The sequence below is a fragment of the Streptomyces sp. NPDC059740 genome, from assembly GCF_042733155.1.
GTDB lineage: Bacteria > Actinomycetota > Actinomycetes > Streptomycetales > Streptomycetaceae > Streptomyces.
On sequence record NZ_JBHWGP010000009.1, the window covers coordinates 50,308 to 67,401 of the forward strand.

15 protein-coding genes are annotated in these 17,094 nt (G+C 73.2%); 3 read left to right on the forward strand and 12 right to left on the reverse strand.

From position 1 onward, the window contains the following. Positions 1 to 174: 174 nt before the first annotated feature. The 12 genes from ACFV3R_RS13755 to ACFV3R_RS13810 all read right to left on the reverse strand — a co-directional run bounded on the left by ACFV3R_RS13755 (position 175) and on the right by ACFV3R_RS13810 (position 13,592). A complete protein-coding gene (locus tag ACFV3R_RS13755) occupies positions 175 to 510 on the reverse strand; it encodes an RNA polymerase-binding protein RbpA (RefSeq protein ID WP_093836171.1) in 336 nt (111 codons plus the stop codon). A 224-nt stretch (positions 511 to 734) separates the two neighbouring features. Next, positions 735 to 971, reverse strand: coding sequence for a preprotein translocase subunit SecG (gene secG, locus ACFV3R_RS13760; protein WP_385580684.1), 237 nt, complete (start codon positions 969 to 971; stop codon positions 735 to 737). A gap of 191 nt (positions 972 to 1,162) precedes the next feature. Continuing rightward, a complete protein-coding gene (gene tpiA / locus ACFV3R_RS13765; RefSeq protein ID WP_385580687.1) occupies positions 1,163 to 1,948 on the reverse strand; it encodes a triose-phosphate isomerase in 786 nt (261 codons plus the stop codon). Positions 1,949 to 1,956: 8 nt separating this feature from the next. Further along, on the reverse strand, positions 1,957 to 3,168 hold the full coding sequence (locus ACFV3R_RS13770; RefSeq protein WP_385580690.1) for a phosphoglycerate kinase: 1,212 nt from the start codon (positions 3,166 to 3,168) through the stop codon (positions 1,957 to 1,959). Positions 3,169 to 3,338: 170 nt separating this feature from the next. Next, complete coding sequence (gap, locus tag ACFV3R_RS13775; protein WP_385580692.1) at positions 3,339 to 4,343, reverse strand: type I glyceraldehyde-3-phosphate dehydrogenase; 1,005 nt, start codon at positions 4,341 to 4,343, stop codon at positions 3,339 to 3,341. A gap of 350 nt (positions 4,344 to 4,693) precedes the next feature. Continuing rightward, positions 4,694 to 5,683: a DNA-binding protein WhiA gene (gene whiA / locus ACFV3R_RS13780; protein WP_385580694.1), complete on the reverse strand. Its 990-nt coding sequence runs from the start codon at positions 5,681 to 5,683 to the stop codon at positions 4,694 to 4,696. Continuing rightward, positions 5,674 to 6,723, reverse strand: a complete 1,050-nt coding sequence (yvcK, locus tag ACFV3R_RS13785) for a uridine diphosphate-N-acetylglucosamine-binding protein YvcK (protein ID WP_385580697.1) — start codon at positions 6,721 to 6,723, stop codon at positions 5,674 to 5,676. Before yvcK ends, whiA begins: the two co-directional genes overlap by 10 nt. Further along, positions 6,720 to 7,625 carry an RNase adapter RapZ gene (rapZ, locus tag ACFV3R_RS13790; protein ID WP_385580699.1) on the reverse strand — a complete coding sequence of 302 codons (906 nt, stop codon included), beginning with the start codon at positions 7,623 to 7,625 and terminating at the stop codon, positions 6,720 to 6,722. Before rapZ ends, yvcK begins: the two co-directional genes overlap by 4 nt. Positions 7,626 to 7,791: 166 nt before the next feature. Further along, complete coding sequence (gene uvrC / locus ACFV3R_RS13795) at positions 7,792 to 10,338, reverse strand: excinuclease ABC subunit UvrC (RefSeq protein ID WP_385580703.1); 2,547 nt, start codon at positions 10,336 to 10,338, stop codon at positions 7,792 to 7,794. Positions 10,339 to 10,555: 217 nt separating this feature from the next. After that, positions 10,556 to 10,960, reverse strand: coding sequence for a Rieske (2Fe-2S) protein (locus ACFV3R_RS13800; protein ID WP_385580706.1), 405 nt, complete (start codon positions 10,958 to 10,960; stop codon positions 10,556 to 10,558). An 86-nt stretch (positions 10,961 to 11,046) separates the two neighbouring features. Further along, complete coding sequence (locus tag ACFV3R_RS13805) at positions 11,047 to 12,552, reverse strand: sugar porter family MFS transporter (protein ID WP_385580709.1); 1,506 nt, start codon at positions 12,550 to 12,552, stop codon at positions 11,047 to 11,049. Continuing rightward, positions 12,549 to 13,592, reverse strand: a complete 1,044-nt coding sequence (locus tag ACFV3R_RS13810; RefSeq protein WP_385580712.1) for a zinc-dependent alcohol dehydrogenase family protein — start codon at positions 13,590 to 13,592, stop codon at positions 12,549 to 12,551. Before ACFV3R_RS13810 ends, ACFV3R_RS13805 begins: the two co-directional genes overlap by 4 nt. Before the next feature lie 245 nt (positions 13,593 to 13,837). Between ACFV3R_RS13810 and ACFV3R_RS13815 the strand changes: the two genes are divergently transcribed. The 3 genes from ACFV3R_RS13815 to ACFV3R_RS13825 all read left to right on the forward strand — a co-directional run bounded on the left by ACFV3R_RS13815 (position 13,838) and on the right by ACFV3R_RS13825 (position 17,063). Continuing rightward, positions 13,838 to 14,929 carry a LacI family DNA-binding transcriptional regulator gene (locus ACFV3R_RS13815; protein ID WP_385580715.1) on the forward strand — a complete coding sequence of 364 codons (1,092 nt, stop codon included), beginning with the start codon at positions 13,838 to 13,840 and terminating at the stop codon, positions 14,927 to 14,929. Continuing rightward, on the forward strand, positions 14,926 to 15,876 hold the full coding sequence (locus ACFV3R_RS13820) for a carbohydrate kinase (RefSeq protein ID WP_385580718.1): 951 nt from the start codon (positions 14,926 to 14,928) through the stop codon (positions 15,874 to 15,876). Before ACFV3R_RS13815 ends, ACFV3R_RS13820 begins: the two co-directional genes overlap by 4 nt. Positions 15,877 to 16,418: 542 nt before the next feature. Next, positions 16,419 to 17,063, forward strand: a complete 645-nt coding sequence (locus ACFV3R_RS13825; RefSeq protein WP_385580721.1) for a DUF4230 domain-containing protein — start codon at positions 16,419 to 16,421, stop codon at positions 17,061 to 17,063. Positions 17,064 to 17,094 lie beyond the last annotated feature (31 nt).

Below are 17,094 nucleotides of genomic sequence, written 5' to 3' on the forward strand. Positions count from 1 at the left end.
CTCCTCCGCGGCGGCACGACACGCCGCGGGCCGCCCTCGCGGTGGGGCCGGGAGGGACGGCGGCGCACCCCGGCCGGCGGGACCCGGACACAGCTCGGCCCGGCCGCGGGGAGCCCCGGGGCCGGGCCGGTCACAACGGATGCGGAGGGCGGCTGCGGCGCCCGCGCGCGGGCCTCAGATCTCGCCCCGCAGCTTGGCCAGCGCCTCGGCGAGGATGGCCTCGCCGTCGGCGTCGCTGCGGCGCTCACGGACGTACGCCAGGTGGGTCTTGTACGGCTCGGTGCGGGGCGGGTCCGGCGGGTTGTCCGGGTCCTGACCGGCCGGGAACCCGCAGCGCGGGCAGTCCCAGGTGTCGGGGACCTGTGCGTCGCTGGCGAAACTCGGCTGCGTCTCGTGTCCGTTGGAGCACCAGAAGGAGATGCGCAGCCGCGGCGCGGACTCGCCCCGCTCGGCTTCCCCCATGGGCCCCGCCCCGACCCGACTCCCTCGGATCGCGTTGCCACTTGCCACGGTTGTAACTCCCTGCGTCATGGTGCTGCGAAGCGCGTTGCAGCTCCGCTGCCGGGATTCCCCAGGCGCTTGTAGTTTACGTACGGCTCAACGCCCGTCCAGTGGGCGGAGTTACACCGCTGTGGACGTACGAATCACCGTGACCACCATGATAGGTCGCGTTTCCGACGGGGCGTCAGATGGCGTGGTGCGGGCGGTTTTCTGCTGTGGAAGGCGTTCTGCCCTCAGCTGTCCAGCTTCATCAGCACGCCGAGCGCGACGATGCAGGCGAACCAGAGCAGCGCGATGACGATGGTGATGCGGTCGAGGTTGCGCTCGGCGACCGAGGAACCACCGACCGAGGACTGCATGCCACCGCCGAACATGTCGGAGAGGCCGCCGCCCTTTCCCTTGTGCATGAGCACCAGCATCATCAGCAGGATGCTGAAGACGATGAGGGCGATCGAGAACCCGATGACCACGGCTGGACCAACTCTCTGGGACTTCGGTGACGGGAACCCGCCTGGTCGGGCGGGTGGGCTGGTGCGGTGCGGGGCCGGGAGCGCTGATCCGCGCCTCCGGCCCCGACAGAGTACGACGGTGGGGGCCCGTCGTCATAGCCGACGCCGTGCGGCGCCGCACTCGGCGCCGCACGGTCCCGCGAACGTGTGGACTACTGGTCGCGGAAGCGGACGATCTTGACGAACTCGTCCGCGTCCAGCGCCGCGCCGCCCACCAGGGCGCCGTCGACGTCCGGCTGCGCCATGATCGCTGCGACGTTGCCGGCCTTGACCGAACCGCCGTACTGGATGCGGACCTTTTCGGCCAGCTCCTGGCTGTACAGCTCGGCCAGGCGCCCGCGGATCGCGCCGCACACCTCCTGGGCGTCCTCCGGGGTCGCGACCTCGCCGGTGCCGATGGCCCACACCGGCTCGTAGGCGATGACGATCGTCTCGGCCTGCTCGGCGGGGACGTCCTTCAGGGCGCCGTCGAGCTGGGCGAGGGTGTGGGAGACCTGGTTGCCGGCCTTGCGGACGTCCAGGCCCTCACCGACGCAGAGGATCGGGGTGATGCCGTGCTTGAAGGCGGCCTTGACCTTGGCGTTGCACAGCTCGTCGGTCTCGCCGTGGTACTGGCGGCGCTCGCTGTGGCCGACCGCCACGTAGGAGCACTTGAGCTTGGCCAGCATCGGTCCGGAGATCTCGCCGGTGTAGGCGCCGGAGTCGTGTGCCGAGACGTCCTGGGCGCCGTACTTGATCTTGAGCTTGTCGCCGTCGACCAGGGTCTGCACCGAGCGCAGGTCGGTGAAGGGCGGCAGGACGGCGACCTCGACGGCCTCGTAGTCCTTGTCGGCGAGCGCGAAGGCGAGCTTCTGGACGTGTGCGATGGCCTCGAGGTGGTTGAGGTTCATCTTCCAGTTGCCCGCCATCAGCGGCTGGCGTTCCGTCGCGTTGTTCATCGGGGTGCTCAGTCCTCCAGAGCGGCGAGGCCGGGGAGCGTCTTGCCCTCGAGGTACTCGAGGCTGGCGCCGCCACCGGTCGAGATGTGGCCGAAAGCGTTCTCGTCGAAGCCGAGGGTACGCACCGCGGCTGCGGAGTCGCCGCCGCCCACCACCGAGAAGCCGTCGCTGTCGAGGAGGGCGCGGGCGATGGCGCGGGTACCGCCGGCGTAGTCGGGGTGCTCGAAGACGCCCAGCGGACCGTTCCAGAAGATCGTCGCCGCGTCGGAGAGCTTGGAGGCGAACAGCTCCCGGGTCTTCGGGCCGATGTCCAGGCCCTCCTTGTCGGCGGGGATCGCGTCCGCGTCGACGGTGACGTAGTCGGCCGGGGCCTTGGTCTTCAGGTCCGGGAAGTCGCTCGCGGCGAGCACGTCGACGGGCAGCACGAGCTCGACGCCGTTCTTCTCGGCGCGCTCCATGTACTCCTTGACCTGCGGGATCTGGTCCTCCTGGAGCAGGGAGATCCCGACCTCGTAGCCCTTGGCCTTGAGGAAGGTGTAGGCCATGCCGCCGCCGATCAGCAGGCGGTCGGCCTTGCCGAGGAGCTGGTCGATGACGGCCAGCTTGTCGGAGACCTTGGCGCCGCCGAGGACCACGACGTAGGGGCGCTTGACGTCCTCGGTGAGCTTCTTCAGGACGCCGACCTCGGTGGCGATGAGGTTGCCGGCGGCGTGCGGCAGCCGCGCGGGCAGGTCGTAGACCGAGGCGTGCTTGCGGTGCACCGCGCCGAAGCCGTCACCGACGTAGACGTCGGCGAGTTCGGCGAGCCGGTCGGCGAACGCGCCCCGCTCGGCGTCGTCCTTGGCGGTCTCGCCGGGGTTGAACCGGAGGTTCTCGATCACGGCGATCCGGCCGTCGGCCAGGCCCGCCACGACGGACTTCGCGGAGTCGCCGACGGTGTCGGTGGCGAATGCCACGTCCGTGCCCAGGATCTCGCCGAGGCGCTTGGCAGCGGGCGCGAGGGAGAAGGCCGGGTCCGGGGCGCCCTTGGGGCGGCCCAGGTGGCTGGCGACGACGACCTTCGCGCCGAGCTCGGCAAGGCGCGCGATGGTCGGCGCGACGGCGCGGATGCGGCCGTCGTCGGTGATGGTGGTGCCGTCCAGCGGGACGTTGAGGTCGGCACGGACGAAGACCCGCTTGCCGGCGAGGCCGTCGTGGGCCAGTTCGTCGATCGTCTTCATGGCAGATGACTTTCGTTGGTCGGGTGATCCTGCACGGCCCCGCGACACAGAGCGGAACCGGTCATGGGACGGGGCTCGCCCGGCGCCACGTCGCGCACGGTACGAGCCCCGTCCTCACATCGCTGCTTTTCTCGCCCGGCACGGCGCCGCCGTGCCGTCTGCGGCGAGGATCAGAGCTGGCCGCCGACGAAGGTGGTCAGGTCCACCAGGCGGTTGGAGTAGCCCCACTCGTTGTCGTACCAACCGACGATCTTGACGCTCTTGCCCTGGACCATGGTCAGGGAGGCGTCGAAGGTGCAGGAGGCCGGCCAGTTCACGATGTCCGAGGAGACGATCGGGTCCTCGGTGTACTCCAGGATGCCCTTGAGCTGGCCCTCGGCCTCCTTCTGGAAGGCGCCGTTGACCTCGTCCTTGGTGACCTCGCGGTCCAGCTCGATGACCAGGTCGGTCACGGAGCCGGTGGGGACGGGCACGCGCATGGCGATGCCGTCCAGCTTGCCCTTGAGCTGCGGGAGGACCAGCGCGGTGGCCTTGGCGGCACCGGTCGTGGTCGGGATGATGTTCTCCGCGGCGGCACGGGCGCGACGCAGGTCCTTGTGCGGGAAGTCAAGGATGCGCTGGTCGTTGGTGTACGCGTGCACCGTCGTCATCATGCCCTTGACGATGCCGAAGTTCTCGTCCAGGACCTTCGCCATCGGCGCCACGCAGTTGGTGGTGCAGGAGGCGTTGGAGATGACGTTGTGCTGCGCCGGGTCGTACTTGTCCTGGTTGACGCCCATGACGATGGTGATGTCCTCGTCCTTGGCGGGCGCGGAGATCAGGACCTTCTTGGCGCCGGCCTGGATGTGCTTCTCGGCGTCGGCCTTCTTGGTGAAGATGCCGGTCGACTCGACGACGATGTCGGCGCCCAGCTCGGCCCACGGCAGGTTCGCCGGGTCCCGCTCGGCCATCGTCTTGAAGGTCTGGTTGCCGACCGTGATGGTGTCGTCGGTGTGGCTGACGGGCTGCTTCAGGCGACCCAGGATCGAGTCGTACTTCAGCAGGTGCACCAGGGTGGCGTTGTCGGTCAGGTCGTTGACACCGACGATCTGGATATCCGCGCCCTGCTCCAGGAGCGCGCGGAAGTAGTTGCGACCAATGCGGCCGAATCCGTTGATGCCTACGCGGATCGTCACGAACCGATCTCCTCGTTGGTAAGCCGGCTGCTAAACCACCGGCCAGCTGTTTGGGATGTCCCCGACCGTCTCCGACCCTACCCCCATTGCGAGACCTACGTGACATTGACAGGGGGCTGCAACGCCCGCTCACGAGAGGGGTCGCGACGCGGTGTTCGCCGAGGGAGTACACCTCCCCGTCCGCGAGGGCGGCCACCGGGTGGGTGGGCGCGGGCGGCCCGGCGGGCGGCAGGGGCGGCAGAGCCCTGTCCACCGGCCCGGAGCAGGGCGTTTCCGGCACGCCGCGCCCCCGGCGCCCTGGCGGGCGACGGGGGCGGCGCGGGAGCGGGGGCGGTTGGGTGCGGCGGCTGTCAGCCGACCATGCCCTCGGCCATCTCCTCCGTGAGATTCGACTCGGTGCCCGGGATGCCCAGGTCCTGGGCGCGCTTGTCGGCCATGGCCAGCAGGCGGCGGATGCGGCCGGCGACCGCGTCCTTGGTCAGCGGCGGGTCGGCGAGGGCGCCGAGCTCCTCCAGGGAGGCCTGCTTGTGCTCCATGCGGAGCCGGCCGGCGGCGGCGAGGTGCTCGGGCACCTCCTCACCCAGGATCTCCAGGGCGCGCTGCACCCGGGCCCCGGCGGCGACGGCCGCCCGCGCGGAGCGGCGCAGGTTGGCGTCGTCGAAGTTGGCCAGCCGGTTGGCGGTGGCCCGCACCTCGCGGCGCATCCGGCGCTCCTCCCAGGCCAGCACCGACTCGTGGGCGCCGAGCCGGGTGAGCAGGGCGCCGATGGCGTCACCGTCCCGGACCACGACGCGGTCGACGCCCCTGACCTCGCGTGCCTTGGCCGCGATGCCGAGCCGCCGGGCCGCCCCGACGAGGGCCAGCGCCGCCTCGGGGCCCGGGCAGGTCACCTCCAGCGAGGAGGAGCGCCCGGGCTCGGTGAGCGAGCCGTGGGCGAGGAACGCGCCCCGCCAGGCCGCCTCGGCGTCGCAGGTGGCCCCCGAGACCACCTGGGGCGGCAGGCCGCGGATGGGGCGCCCCCGGCCGTCGACGAGGCCGGTCTGGCGGGCGAGCTGGTCACCGCCGGCGACGACCCGCACCACGTAGCGGCTGCCGCGGCGCAGGCCGCTGGGGGCCATCACGACGAGGTCGGAGGAGTGCCCGAAGATCTCCAGGATGTCCTTGCGCAGGCGGCGGGCGGCGATGCCGGTGTCGAGCTCCGCCTCGATCACGATGCGGCCGCTGACGAGGTGCAGCCCACCCGCGAACCGCAGGATGGAGGAGACCTCCGATTTCCGGCAGCAGGTGCGGGTCACGGGAAGCCGGGAGATTTCGTCCTTCACCGCTGGCGTCATCGCCATGGGCCGATCCTTCCATGCATACGAAAAATACGGTCGTACGCGGCGGCCAGCAGCTCCGGATCATGCCGGGCCGCGACCGTTACCGCCGTCTCGGGGCGGGCGGCGACAGCCGCCAGCTCGACCTCGGCGCCGAAGAGTTCCTTGGCGGCCACGATCAGGCTCTCGGCGTCGGGCACGGCGGCCTGGTCGGCGAGCACCACGTCGAAGGCGAGTTTAGGGGCGTGTCGGGCCAAAACCTCCAAATGACGCTGCGGGGAGAAGCCATCCGTCTCACCGGGCTGCGGGGCCAGGTTCAGCGAGAGCACCCGGCGGGCCTGGGTCTCCTCCAGCGCCTGGAGCAGCTCCGGCACCAGGAGGTGCGGGATCACGGAGGAGAACCAGGAGCCAGGTCCGAGTACCACCCAGTCGGCGTCCCGTACCGCGCCGACCGCCTCGGGGACGGCGGGCGGGTTCACCGGCACGACGTGGACGGACTGGACCTCGCCGCGGGTGAGGGCCACCGTGGCCTGCCCGCGGACGGTGGAGACCTCGTCCGGACGACCCTCGTGGTGGCCCTTGACCAGGGCCTGGAGCTCCAGTGGGACGGCGGACATCGGCAGGACCCGGCCGTGGGCGCCCAGCAGCCTGCCCACCAGGTCGAGCGCCTGGACGTGGTCGCCGAGCTGCTCCCACAGGGCCACGATCAGCAGGTTCCCGACCGCGTGTTCGTGCAGTTCGCCCTGGCTGGAGAAGCGGTGCTGGATGACGCGGGCCCAGGTCTGGCCCCAGTCGTCGTCGCCGCAGAGCGCGGCCAGGGCCTTGCGCAGGTCGCCGGGGGGCAGCACGCCGAGCTCGTCGCGGAGCCGGCCGCTGGAGCCGCCGTCGTCGGCGACCGTGACCACGGCGGTCAGGTCCCGGGTGATGCGGCGCAGCGCGGCCAGCGAGGCGGACAGCCCCATGCCGCCGCCCAGCGCCACCACCTTCGGCGTCGCGCCCCTGCTGGTCCGGCCGCTGGGGACCAGCCGGCGCACGCGGCGCAGGCGCGGGGCGCGCCGGTTCACTCGCGCCCCATGTCGCGGTGGACGACGACGGTCTCCACGCCCTCGTCGACGAGTCTGCGGGCCAGCTTCTCCGACATCGCGACGCTGCGGTGCTTGCCGCCGGTGCAGCCCACGGCGATGGTCGCGTACCGCTTGCCCTCCCGCCGGTAGCCCTCGGCGACGATGCGCAGCAGCTCGGTGTAGCCGTCCAGGAACTCCTTGGCGCCGGGCTGGCTGAAGACGTACTGCGAGACCTCCTCGTTCAGCCCGGTGTAGGGGCGCAGCTCCGGCACCCAGTGCGGGTTGGGGATGAAGCGGCAGTCCACGACGAGGTCGGCGTCGACCGGCAGGCCGTACTTGAAGCCGAAGGACATCACGGTGGCCCGCAGCTCGGGGACCTCCTCGCCGGCGAACTGGGCGTCCATCTTGGCGCGCAGTTCGTGGACGTTGAGGCCGGAGGTGTCGATGACCAGGTCGGCGTCGCCGCGCAGCTCGCGCAGCAGGTCGCGCTCGGCGGCGATGCCGTCGACGATGCGCCCGTCGCCCTGGAGCGGGTGGGGGCGGCGCACCGACTCGAAGCGGCGCACCAACGCCTCGTCGGAGGACTCCAGGAACACCACCCGCCGCTTGACCTTCTGCGAGTCGAGGGTGGCCAGCGCCTCCTTGAGGTTGTCGAAGAACCGCCGGCCCCGCACGTCCACCACCACGGCGATGCGCGCCACGTTGCCCTGCGAGCGGGCCCCGAGCTCCACCATCGGGGGGATGAGTTCGGGTGGGATGTTGTCCACCACGAACCAGCCGAGGTCCTCCAGGCACTTGGCGGCCGTGCTGCGCCCGGCGCCGGACATGCCGGAGATGATGACCAGCTCGGGGGTGGCCTGTGTGCTCTGGCCGGCCTCGCGTGTCGTCGTACCCGTACTCACCGCTCCACCGTCTGCTTCCGTGTCTGCCCGGCCCGCTGGGGACCGTCACCGTGTGTCGTCCGCTTGTCGTGCTGTGTGCCGGGTGCGTCGTGCCGGCGCCCGGCGGTGCCGGGCCGGCCGCGGGGCCGGAGGCCCCCTCCGGCACAACGACACGGACCCGGCCGCGTCATCCCCGGCCGCGGGGTTCGTGTGGTGCCGGGCCGTCCGGCCGGTGGGGTTCCGGCTCGTGCGGTCCCCCGTCGTGCCGGTGGGGGCCCTTCCCGCCCGGCTCGTGGTCCCTGGGTGCGTGGTCCTCCGGGCGGGGCTCCACGGTGTCCTGGCCGCCCTCCGGGGCCTCGGGGGCGGCCGGGGGGCCGGCGTCGGGCGTGGGGCGGTCCACAGCGCCGGTGTCCGGCTCCGCGGCTTGGCCCTCCGGGCTGGGCTCCACGGTGTCCTGGCCGCCCTCCGGGGCCGCAGCGGCGGCCGGGGGGCCGGTGTCGGGCGTGGGGCGGTCCGCAGTGGTGGTGTCCGGCTCCGCGGCGTCAGGAGCCTCGGGGCCGGGCTCGGGGGCGGCCGGGGCCTGGTCTCGGTCTGCGCCGGCCGGGGGCGTGGCCGGCTCCTCGGCGGGCGTCGGGGTGGGCGCGGGGGTGGGCGCGGGGCGCTCCTCGTCCTCGATGATCTCGCCGGTGGCGGTGTTGACCGCGGGGCCTGCGGGCTCGGCCCCGGCGAGGGCTGCCAGCAGCGTCTCGGCGGTCTTGCGGCCCACCCCGGGCACCTCGCAGATCTCCTCGATCGTCGCGGCCCGCAACCGCTTGAGGGAGCCGAAGTGCTTCAGCAGGGCCTGCCGGCGGCTCTCGCCGAGGCCGGGCACCGAGTCGAGCGGGCCGGAGCGCAGCCGCTTGCCCCGCTTGTTGCGCTGGTAGGAGATGGCGAACCGGTGGGCCTCGTCACGGACGCGCTGCAGCAGGTAGAGGCCCTCGCTGCTGCGGGGCAGGACCACCGGGTCCTCGTCGTCGGGCAGCCAGACCTCCTCCAGCCGCTTGGCCAGACCGCACACGGCGACGTCGTCCACACCGAGTTCGTCCAGGGCGCGCTGGGCGGCGGCGACCTGGGGCCGGCCGCCGTCGACCACGATGAGCTGGGGCGGGTAGGCGAAGCGCTTGGGACGGCCGTCGTCGTCCAGGGGGCCGGTGGTCCCCTCCCGGCCGTCCTCGTGGTCGGGCGCCGTGTTCCGCGCGGCGGCGGGTGCGGGCTCCGGGACGGTGGTGCCGTCGGCTCTGAGCACGGCGCTCTGCGGGCTCTCGCCGTGCTCCTCCTCCCACTCGCCGGTCTGCTGCTTCTCGCGCAGGTAGCGGCGGAAGCGGCGGGAGACGACCTCGTGCATGGAGCGGACGTCGTCCTGGCCGGCGAAGGACTTGATCTGGAAGCGGCGGTACTCGCCCTTGCGGGCCAGGCCGTCCTCGAAGACCACCATGGAGGCCACGACATCGTCGCCCTGGAGGTGGGAGATGTCGAAGCACTCGATGCGCAGCGGCACGGAGTCCAGCCCGAGGGCCTCGGCGATCTCCTCCAGGGCGCGGGAGCGGGTGGTGAGGTCGGAGGCCCGCTTGGTCTTGTGCAGGGCGAGCGCCTGCTGGGCGTTGCGCTGGACCGTCGCCATGAGGTCCTTCTTGTCGCCGCGCTGCGGGACGCGCAGGGAGACGTGCGTGCCGCGGCGGTGCGCCAGCCACTCACCGACGGCCTCCGGCGGCTCGGGGAGCACCGGGACGAGGACCTCCTTGGGGACGGCGTCGCCCTGCTCCTCGCCGTAGAGCTGCTGGAGGGCGTGCTCGACCAGGTCGTGCGTCTCGACCGCCTCGACCTTGTCCGTCACCCAGCCGCGCTGGCCGCGGACCCGGCCGCCGCGGACGTGGAAGATCTGGACCGCGGCCTCCAGCTCGTCCTCGGCGACGGCGATGAGGTCGGCGTCGGTGGCGTCGGCGAGCACCACGGCGCTCTTCTCCATGGCGCGCCGCAGCGCCCCTATGTCGTCGCGCAGGCGGGCGGCGCGCTCGTACTCCATCTCCTCGGCGGCCTCGCTCATCCGGCGCTCCAGGCGCTTGACGTAGGCGCCGGTGCGGCCCGCCATGAAGTCGCAGAACTCCTCGGCGAGTTCGCGGTGCTCCTCCTCGCTGACCCGGCCGACGCAGGGTGCCGAGCACTTGCCGATGTAGCCGAGCAGGCAGGGCCGGTCGATCTGGCGGGAGCGCTTGAAGACGCCGGCGGAGCAGGTGCGCACGGGGAAGACCCGCAGCAGCAGGTCGACGGTCTCGCGGATGGCCCAGGCGTGGCTGTAGGGGCCGAAGTAGCGCACGCCCTTCTTCTTGGCGCCCCGCATGACCTGGACGCGGGGGTACTGCTCGTTCAGCGTGACCGCGAGGTAGGGGTAGCTCTTGTCGTCGCGGTACTTGACGTTGAACCGCGGGTCGTACTCCTTGATCCAGCTGTACTCCAGCTGGAGCGCCTCGACCTCGGTGCTGACCACCGTCCACTCCACCGAGGCGGCGGTGGTGACCATCGTGCGGGTGCGGGGGTGGAGGTGGGCCAGGTCCTGGAAGTAGTTCGCCAGGCGCTGGCGCAGGCTCTTGGCCTTGCCGACGTAGATGACACGACGGTGCTCGTCCCGGAAGCGGTACACCCCCGGTGAGTCGGGGACCTCTCCCGGTTTCGGGCGGTAGCTGCTGGGGTCGGCCATGTGACCAACCCTACTGGGCTGCACCGACAGCGTCCGGCCCCCGGCCCGGCGCCCCACCACCGCCCGGCGCGGTGCCCCGGGCCTGCCGCGGCCCGCCTGCGGAGTGCCGGGCGGCGCGGCGCGGCGCCCTCAGCGGGGGCCCGTCGCCGTGGCGGGCCGCGCCGGCCGCCGGCACCGGGCCGCGGGGCGGGGCCGGCCGCTCACCGCGTGCGGCGTCTCAGCCCGCGATGATCTTGCCGCCCCTGGCCCTGACCGGTACCTCGGTGAGCGGCTTCTCGGCGGGTCCGTGCACGACCTTGCCGGTGGCGACGTCGAAGCGGCTGCCGTGGCAGGGGCAGGAGCCGACCTCCTTCTCCACCTTGTCCAGGACGCAGCCGGCGTGGGTGCAGGTCGCCGTGAAGCACTTGTAGGCGCCCTCGGTCGGCTGGGAGACCACCAGCCGGTGCTCGCGGTAGAGGGTGGCACCGCCCACCGGGACGTCCGAGGCGGGGCCGAGCTCCACAGGCGAGGTGGGGGCGGCGCCGTCGGAGTCGTCGGGGCCGCAGGCCGTCACCCCGGCACCTGCGACGCCGGCGAGCGCCGCCCCCCACAGCACGGTGCGACGGGTGGGGGGCTTGCTCATGGTGGTCTCCGGGGTCGCGCGGACGGCGCCCTTGGGCGGCGCCGGGGCCGGTCCGCCGGGTGGCGCGCCGGACCGGCGGTGCCGCGTCAGGGCGAGGGGTCGCGTCGGGGGGCGGGGCCGCCCGACGACGCCGACGATACCGGCCGCTGGACCACCGGCCGCGGGGGGCCGGGGGCCGCGGCGGGGACGCGGGCCGGGTCCGTGGTCGCGGCGGGGGCGTCCGCAGCGCCCTGGGGGCGCCGGCCCTGCAGCAGGTCGCGTTCGATCTCCTCCAGAGTCCGCCCCTTGGTCTCGGGGAGGAGCCGCCGGACGAAGAGGAAGGCGAGGAAGGTGGTGACGGCGAAGATCAGGAAGTTGACGCCGGCGCCCCAGGCGCTCAGCAGCGAGGGGAAGACCAGCGCCACGACCATGTTGAACAGCCAGTTGAACACCACGCACAGCCCCACCGCGGACGCCCTGATCCGCATCGGGAACAGCTCCGGCAGCATCACCCACTGCACCGGGCCCCAGGAGACGGCGAAGGAGGCGATGTAGAGCGCCAGGCCGAAGAGGGTGAGGGTGGAGAGCAGCGCGCCGTAGCCGAGGCCGGTGAGGTTGACGGCGGCGAGCAGCAGCATCGCCGCGCACATGCCCAGCGCGCCCCACAGCAGCAGCGGGCGGCGGCCCCGGCGGTCGATCAGCCGCATCGCGGGCAGCGTCATCAGCATGTTGACCAGTCCGACGCCGACGTTGGCGAGGATCGCGCCGCCGGAGTGGAAGCCGATGCTGGTCAGCAGGGTCGGGGCGTAGTAGATGATGGTGTTGATGCCGCCGAAGTTCTGGAAGAACACCAGGAGCAGGCCCACCACGAGGACCGGGCGCAGCCGGGGCGAGAGCAGGTCGCGCAGGCTCAGCCGCTCGCTGGCGGCCCGCTCGGCGGCGAGGGTCTCCTCGATGTCGGCGAGTTCGCCGTCGGCCGTCGCCGCGTCGCCCCGCAGCCGGGTCAGGACGGTGCGGGCGTCGCTGTTGCGGCCCCGGTCCACCAGCCAGCGCGGGCTCTCCGGCTGGGTGACGATGCCGAGCGCGAGGACGGCCGCCGGGACGATGCCCAGGCCGATCATCCACCGCCAGGCGTGGGCGTCGGAGAGCAGGTAGTCGGTGACGTAGGCCAGGAAGATGCCGACGGTGACCAGGAGTTGCATCAGCGAGGTCAGCCCGCCGCGCAGCCGCACGGGTGCCAGTTCGCTGAGGTAGAGCGGCACCACGACGGAGGCGACGCCGACCCCTACGCCGATGACCACGCGGAACGCCACGAGCGACCACGCCCCGGTGGCCAGGGCCGCGCCGAGGGTGCCGAGGATGAAGACGGCGGCGGCGGCGAGGATCAGCCGGCGGCGGCCCCAGGCGTCGGAGAGGCGTCCGGCCAGACCCGCGCCGGCCATGGCGCCGACCAGCAGTCCGGAGACGACCATGCCCTCCAGCAGCGGGGTGAGGTGGATGTCCTGGCGGACGAAGAGCATGGCCCCGGAGATCACGCCGGTGTCGTAGCCCCACAGGATGCCGCCGAGCGCGCCGAACACCCAGATGAGGGCGTTCTTCACGCGGGGGCTCATGCGCCCGCTCCCGCGAGGCGGCGGGTGGCGGAGGTGCGCGGGTCGTCCGGGCGCGGCGCGAGGTGGATCTTGCGGCCGGTGCCCTGCCGGAAACGCCGCACCGCCTCGTCGAACTCCTCCAGCGGGAGGACGTCGCTGACCAGCGGGTCCAGGTCGAGTCCGGCGGCGAGGACGTCCACGGCGGGCTGGAAGCTGTGGTGGACGGCCATCGAGCCGATGATGTCGATCTCCTGGTTGTAGACCCGGAACGGCGAGAAGGAGGCCCGGGCGGCGGGGTCGGCCACGCCGAACTGGAGGAAGGTCCCGCCCCTGCGGACCCGGCCGAGGCCGTCCTCGATGGCGGCGACCACACCGGTGGCGTCGACCACCACCTCGAAGCCCTCGCGGCGGCCGAGCCCGTCGGCTCCGGTGGCGACCGCGTCGACGCCGAAGGACTCCGCGAAGGCGAGGCGTTCGGTGTTGGGGTCGACGACGGAGACGGAGGCGGCCCCGGCACGCCGTACCAGCGCCGCCATCATCAGCCCCATGGTCCCGGCGCCGTAGACGAGGTAGTGCTCGCCGGGGCGGCGCGGGAGGCGGTTGAAACCGTGGACGGCGCAGGAGAGCGGCTCGACCAGGCCGGCCGCCGCCTCGGACAGCCCCTCGGGCAGCACGTGGCAGCAGTACGCCGGGACGGCGACCAGCTCGGCGAAGCCGCCTGCCTGGGTGACCCCGACGGCCCGGTAGTCCTCGCACAGGTTGCCCCGGCCGATGCGGCAGTAGTGGCAGGCGCCGCAGGGCATGTTGGGGTTGACGGCGACCCGGTCGCCCACCACGGGGGTGCGCACCTCGGCGCCCACCTCGACGACCTCGCCGGTCAGTTCGTGTCCGGGGACCAACGGGTAGCCGGCGGACGGAAGTTCGCCACCGAGGAGGTGCATGTCGGTGCCGCACAGCCCGCAGGAGGAGACGCGCACGACCACCTCCGAGGGACCGGGACGGGGGTCGGGCATGTCGGTCACGAGGGACCGACCGGGTTCGGTGACCACGACAGCGCGCATGGCGCCTCCTCACAGCGGTGTGCGGACTGGACCCGGGTCGACGGCGGGGGCTTGTCGACGGCGGCGTCGGAAGTTCCGGGGAACATAACGCGGACGTAAACGCTTGCGCAAACGCTTACGTGTGACGTCTCATGGGTCGGTGGCGTCTCATGGGGGCGCACCCGCCCGAGCGAGGGGCCCCGGTGGGTCGCCGGGGGGGGGCGAGGGTGCGCGCCGTACGGGCGACGCCTGAGCGAGGAGAACTGATGACGACGATGGTGGACGTGGCACGGCACGCCGGTGTGTCGGTGGCGACGGTCTCGCACGTGCTCAACGGGACCCGCCCCGTGCGTCCCGCCACCCGCGACGCGGTGCTGCACGCCATCGACGTGCTCGGCTACACCCACAACACGCTGGCCCGGTCGCTGGTGACCGCCCGTACCCGCTCGGTGGGTCTGGCCGTCTCCGCCATCTCCAACCCGTACTTCACCGAGATCCTCCAGGGCGTGGAGTCCCGCGCCCTGGAGGCCGGCTACAGCCTGCTGATCGCGGACCCGCACGACGACCCGGAGCACGAGCTGACGGTGGTCCGGCTGCTGCACGAGCGGCGGGTGGACGGCCTGATCGTGGCGCCCTCCGCCGAGCCCGGGGCGCTGGTGGAGTACGTCACCCGCCGGCAGGTGCCGGTCGTCTTCCTGGACCGCCTGGTCGACCCGGGGCCCGAGCCCGCCTATGACCAGGTGTGCGCGGAGAGCGCCGGGCCGGTGCAGGGACTGGTGGAGCACCTCGCGGACCGCGGTCACACCCGGATCGGCATGGTGGCGGGGCTGCCGGGGCTGAGCACCACTCACGAGCGGGTGGCGGGCTACCGTGCGGGGCTGCGCGCCCGCGGGCTGCCGTTCGCACCCGAACTGCTGGCGGGGGGCAACTCCGAGGCGGAGGGCGCCCGGCGGGCCACCCACCACCTGCTGGCCGCCCCGGAACCGCCGACCGCCGTGATCACCGCCAACAACGCGATGACCATCGGCACCCTGCAGGCGCTGCGCGACGCGGGCCTGCGGGTGCCGGAGGACGTCGCACTGGCCGGTTTCGACGACTTCGAGTGGGCCGACCTCTTCTCGCCCAGCCTGACCGCCGTGCGGCAGCCCAGCCGCGATCTGGGGGCCACCGCCCTGCGGCTGCTGCTGGAGCGGCTGGAGGCGCCCGACCGGACGCCGCGCACGGTGCGGCTGCCCTGCACCTTCGTCCACCGCACCTCGTGCGGTTGCCCGCCGGAGACCGTGCCCCCGCCGTCCCGCGCCCCCCGTCCCGCCTCGGCGCGTTCCGCCGCGGCACGTGGAAAGGAAACCGCACAGTGATCGTCGTCGCCGGCGAGGCCCTCATCGACCTGGTCCCCGCGCCCGCCGCCCCCGGCTCCCCGGGACCGCTGCCGGCCCTGCTGCCGCAGCGCGGGGGCGGCCCGTACAACGTGGCCGTGGCGCTGGGCCGGCTCGGCTCCCCCGCGGCGTTCTGCTCCCGGGTCTCCACCGACAGCTTCGGCGCGGCACTGCTGTCGGGGCTGACGGAGGCGGGGGTGGACGTCTCCCTGGTGCAGCAGGGCCCGGAGCCGACGACCCTGGCCGTGGCCGACATCAGCAGCGACGGCTCGGCAGGCTACGGCTTCTACGTGGCGGGCACCGCCGACCGGCTGTTCACCCTGCCGCCCGAGCTGCCCGAGCAGGCCGTCGCGCTGTCGGTGGGGACCTGCTCCCTGGTGCTGGAGCCGGGGGCGAGCGCCTACGAGGCGCTGCTGCGGCGGGAGGCCCGGCGCGGCGTCTTCACCACCCTCGACCCGAACATCCGGGCCGGGCTGATCGAGGACCCGGACGCCTACCGGTCGCGCTTCCGCTCCTGGCTGCCGGACGTGAACCTGCTCAAGCTCTCCGTGGAGGACGCCCGGTGGCTCGCGGACACCGAGGGTGAGGCCGGGCTCCGCGCCGCGCTCGACGCGTGGCTGGCGGCGGGGCCGGCGGCGATCGTGCTCACCCGTGGCGGCGAGGGCCTGACCGTGCTGACGCGCGGGGCGGGCGAGGTCCGGGTGCCCGGGGTCGAGGTGGCGGTCGTGGACACCATCGGCGCCGGCGACACCGTCAACGCGGCGCTGCTGCACCGGTTGGGCACCCACTCGGCACTGACCGCCGAGGCGGTGGCGGCACTGGACGCCGAGGGCTGGCGGGACGTGCTCGGTTACGCGGCACGGGCGGCGGCGCTCACCTGTTCCCGGGCCGGGGCACAGCCGCCCTACGCGCGGGAGCTGGAGTCCTGAGAACCGGAACGCCGTGCCGAGGCGTGGCCGAAGCCCCCTGCCGGAGGGTCCGGGAGCCTGAGGTGGGCCGGGGCGCCTGGCCGGGGGCCGTAGGGGGTGGAGAGCGGCCGGAGAGGGGCTGCCGGGACGCCGGTGGGGGTCGCCCGCGACGGCCTCCCGGCGGGCTCCCCCACCCGGACACCGGCCGACCCGCCCGGACGCCGGCCGTTCCCGCATCGGCCCTGGTGAGTCAACTTCCCCCACCGACAACGCCACTTCCACCCCGTGACGGGTGCGGCTCCCGTCGGCGCCGCCGCCGCGGTCCCGCGCTTACCGCCCCGGGGGCGGGGCATCCGCGAGAGGGGCGTTGTAAGGCGGGGACGGCTGGTCGGGTCCCCTTCGGACAGGGAGGACCGATGGCCGGGCTGCGAACGGGGCGGAAGGACGGGCTCGGCCCGGGGCCGGGTGGAGAGCGACCGGCCGGCGGGGCGGGCCGGAACGAGGGGACGCACGGGGTCGGTGGGCGGCCGGGTGAACCTGCCGGACGGCGGCACCGGTCGCCGGTGGGTCTGCTCCTCGCCTTGGTGGTGCTGCTGCTCGCCGCGGTCCTGTTCCTGCTCGCCGCCGCCCTGCACCTGGTGCCGGGGATCGGGGACCTGTTCGGGGAGACCACCACCGACCACACCGGCCCTGCCCTGCTGAAGTCCGTGCGCGACCTGGACAGGTACGAGGCGGCCGAAGGCTCGTTTCAGGTGGTGGTGGACCTCGACAAGGACGCGAAGTTCCTGCCCGACGCCGTCCGGGGCTCCCGGACGCTGTACGTGGGGGCCGGGACGGTCGACTCTTACGTGGACCTGGGCGGGCTGGGCGCGAGCGCGGTCCGGACGGACAAGGAGCGCACCCGCGCCGAGTTGTGGCTGCCGCACGCCCGGCTGGGCAAGGCCGCCCTCGACGCGAAACGGTCCCACGCCGTCGTCAAGGAGCGGGGCTTCCTCGACCGGCTGGGCGACTTCTTCTCCGACAATCCGGGTGACGAGCACCAGGTGAACCAACTCGCCGTACGGCACATCACCGACGCCGCGAAGGAGAGCAGGCTGACGGCCCGGGCGGAGCGCAACACCACCACCATGCTGCGCGGCCTGCTCGGCTCACTGGGCTTCCGCGAGGTGACGGTGCACTACGGGCAGGAGCCGCCGGCCCACCGGTGAGAGGCCCGGGGCCGCGGCAGACCGCACCGCA

Bases quoted from the DNA above. Each gene is read 5' to 3' on its own strand.
- ACFV3R_RS13815 (WP_385580715.1), top strand. From the start codon at position 13,838: ATGACGACGATGGTGGACGTGGCACGGCACGCCGGTGTGTCGGTGGCG.
- uvrC (WP_385580703.1), bottom strand. From the start codon at position 10,338: ATGGCCGACCCCAGCAGCTACCGCCCGAAACCGGGAGAGGTCCCCGAC.
- ACFV3R_RS13810 (WP_385580712.1), bottom strand. From the start codon at position 13,592: ATGCGCGCTGTCGTGGTCACCGAACCCGGTCGGTCCCTCGTGACCGAC.
- ACFV3R_RS13770 (WP_385580690.1), bottom strand. From the start codon at position 3,168: ATGAAGACGATCGACGAACTGGCCCACGACGGCCTCGCCGGCAAGCGG.
- tpiA (WP_385580687.1), bottom strand. From the start codon at position 1,948: ATGAACAACGCGACGGAACGCCAGCCGCTGATGGCGGGCAACTGGAAG.
- whiA (WP_385580694.1), bottom strand. From the start codon at position 5,683: ATGGCGATGACGCCAGCGGTGAAGGACGAAATCTCCCGGCTTCCCGTG.
- ACFV3R_RS13800 (WP_385580706.1), bottom strand. From the start codon at position 10,960: ATGAGCAAGCCCCCCACCCGTCGCACCGTGCTGTGGGGGGCGGCGCTC.
- ACFV3R_RS13805 (WP_385580709.1), bottom strand. From the start codon at position 12,552: ATGAGCCCCCGCGTGAAGAACGCCCTCATCTGGGTGTTCGGCGCGCTC.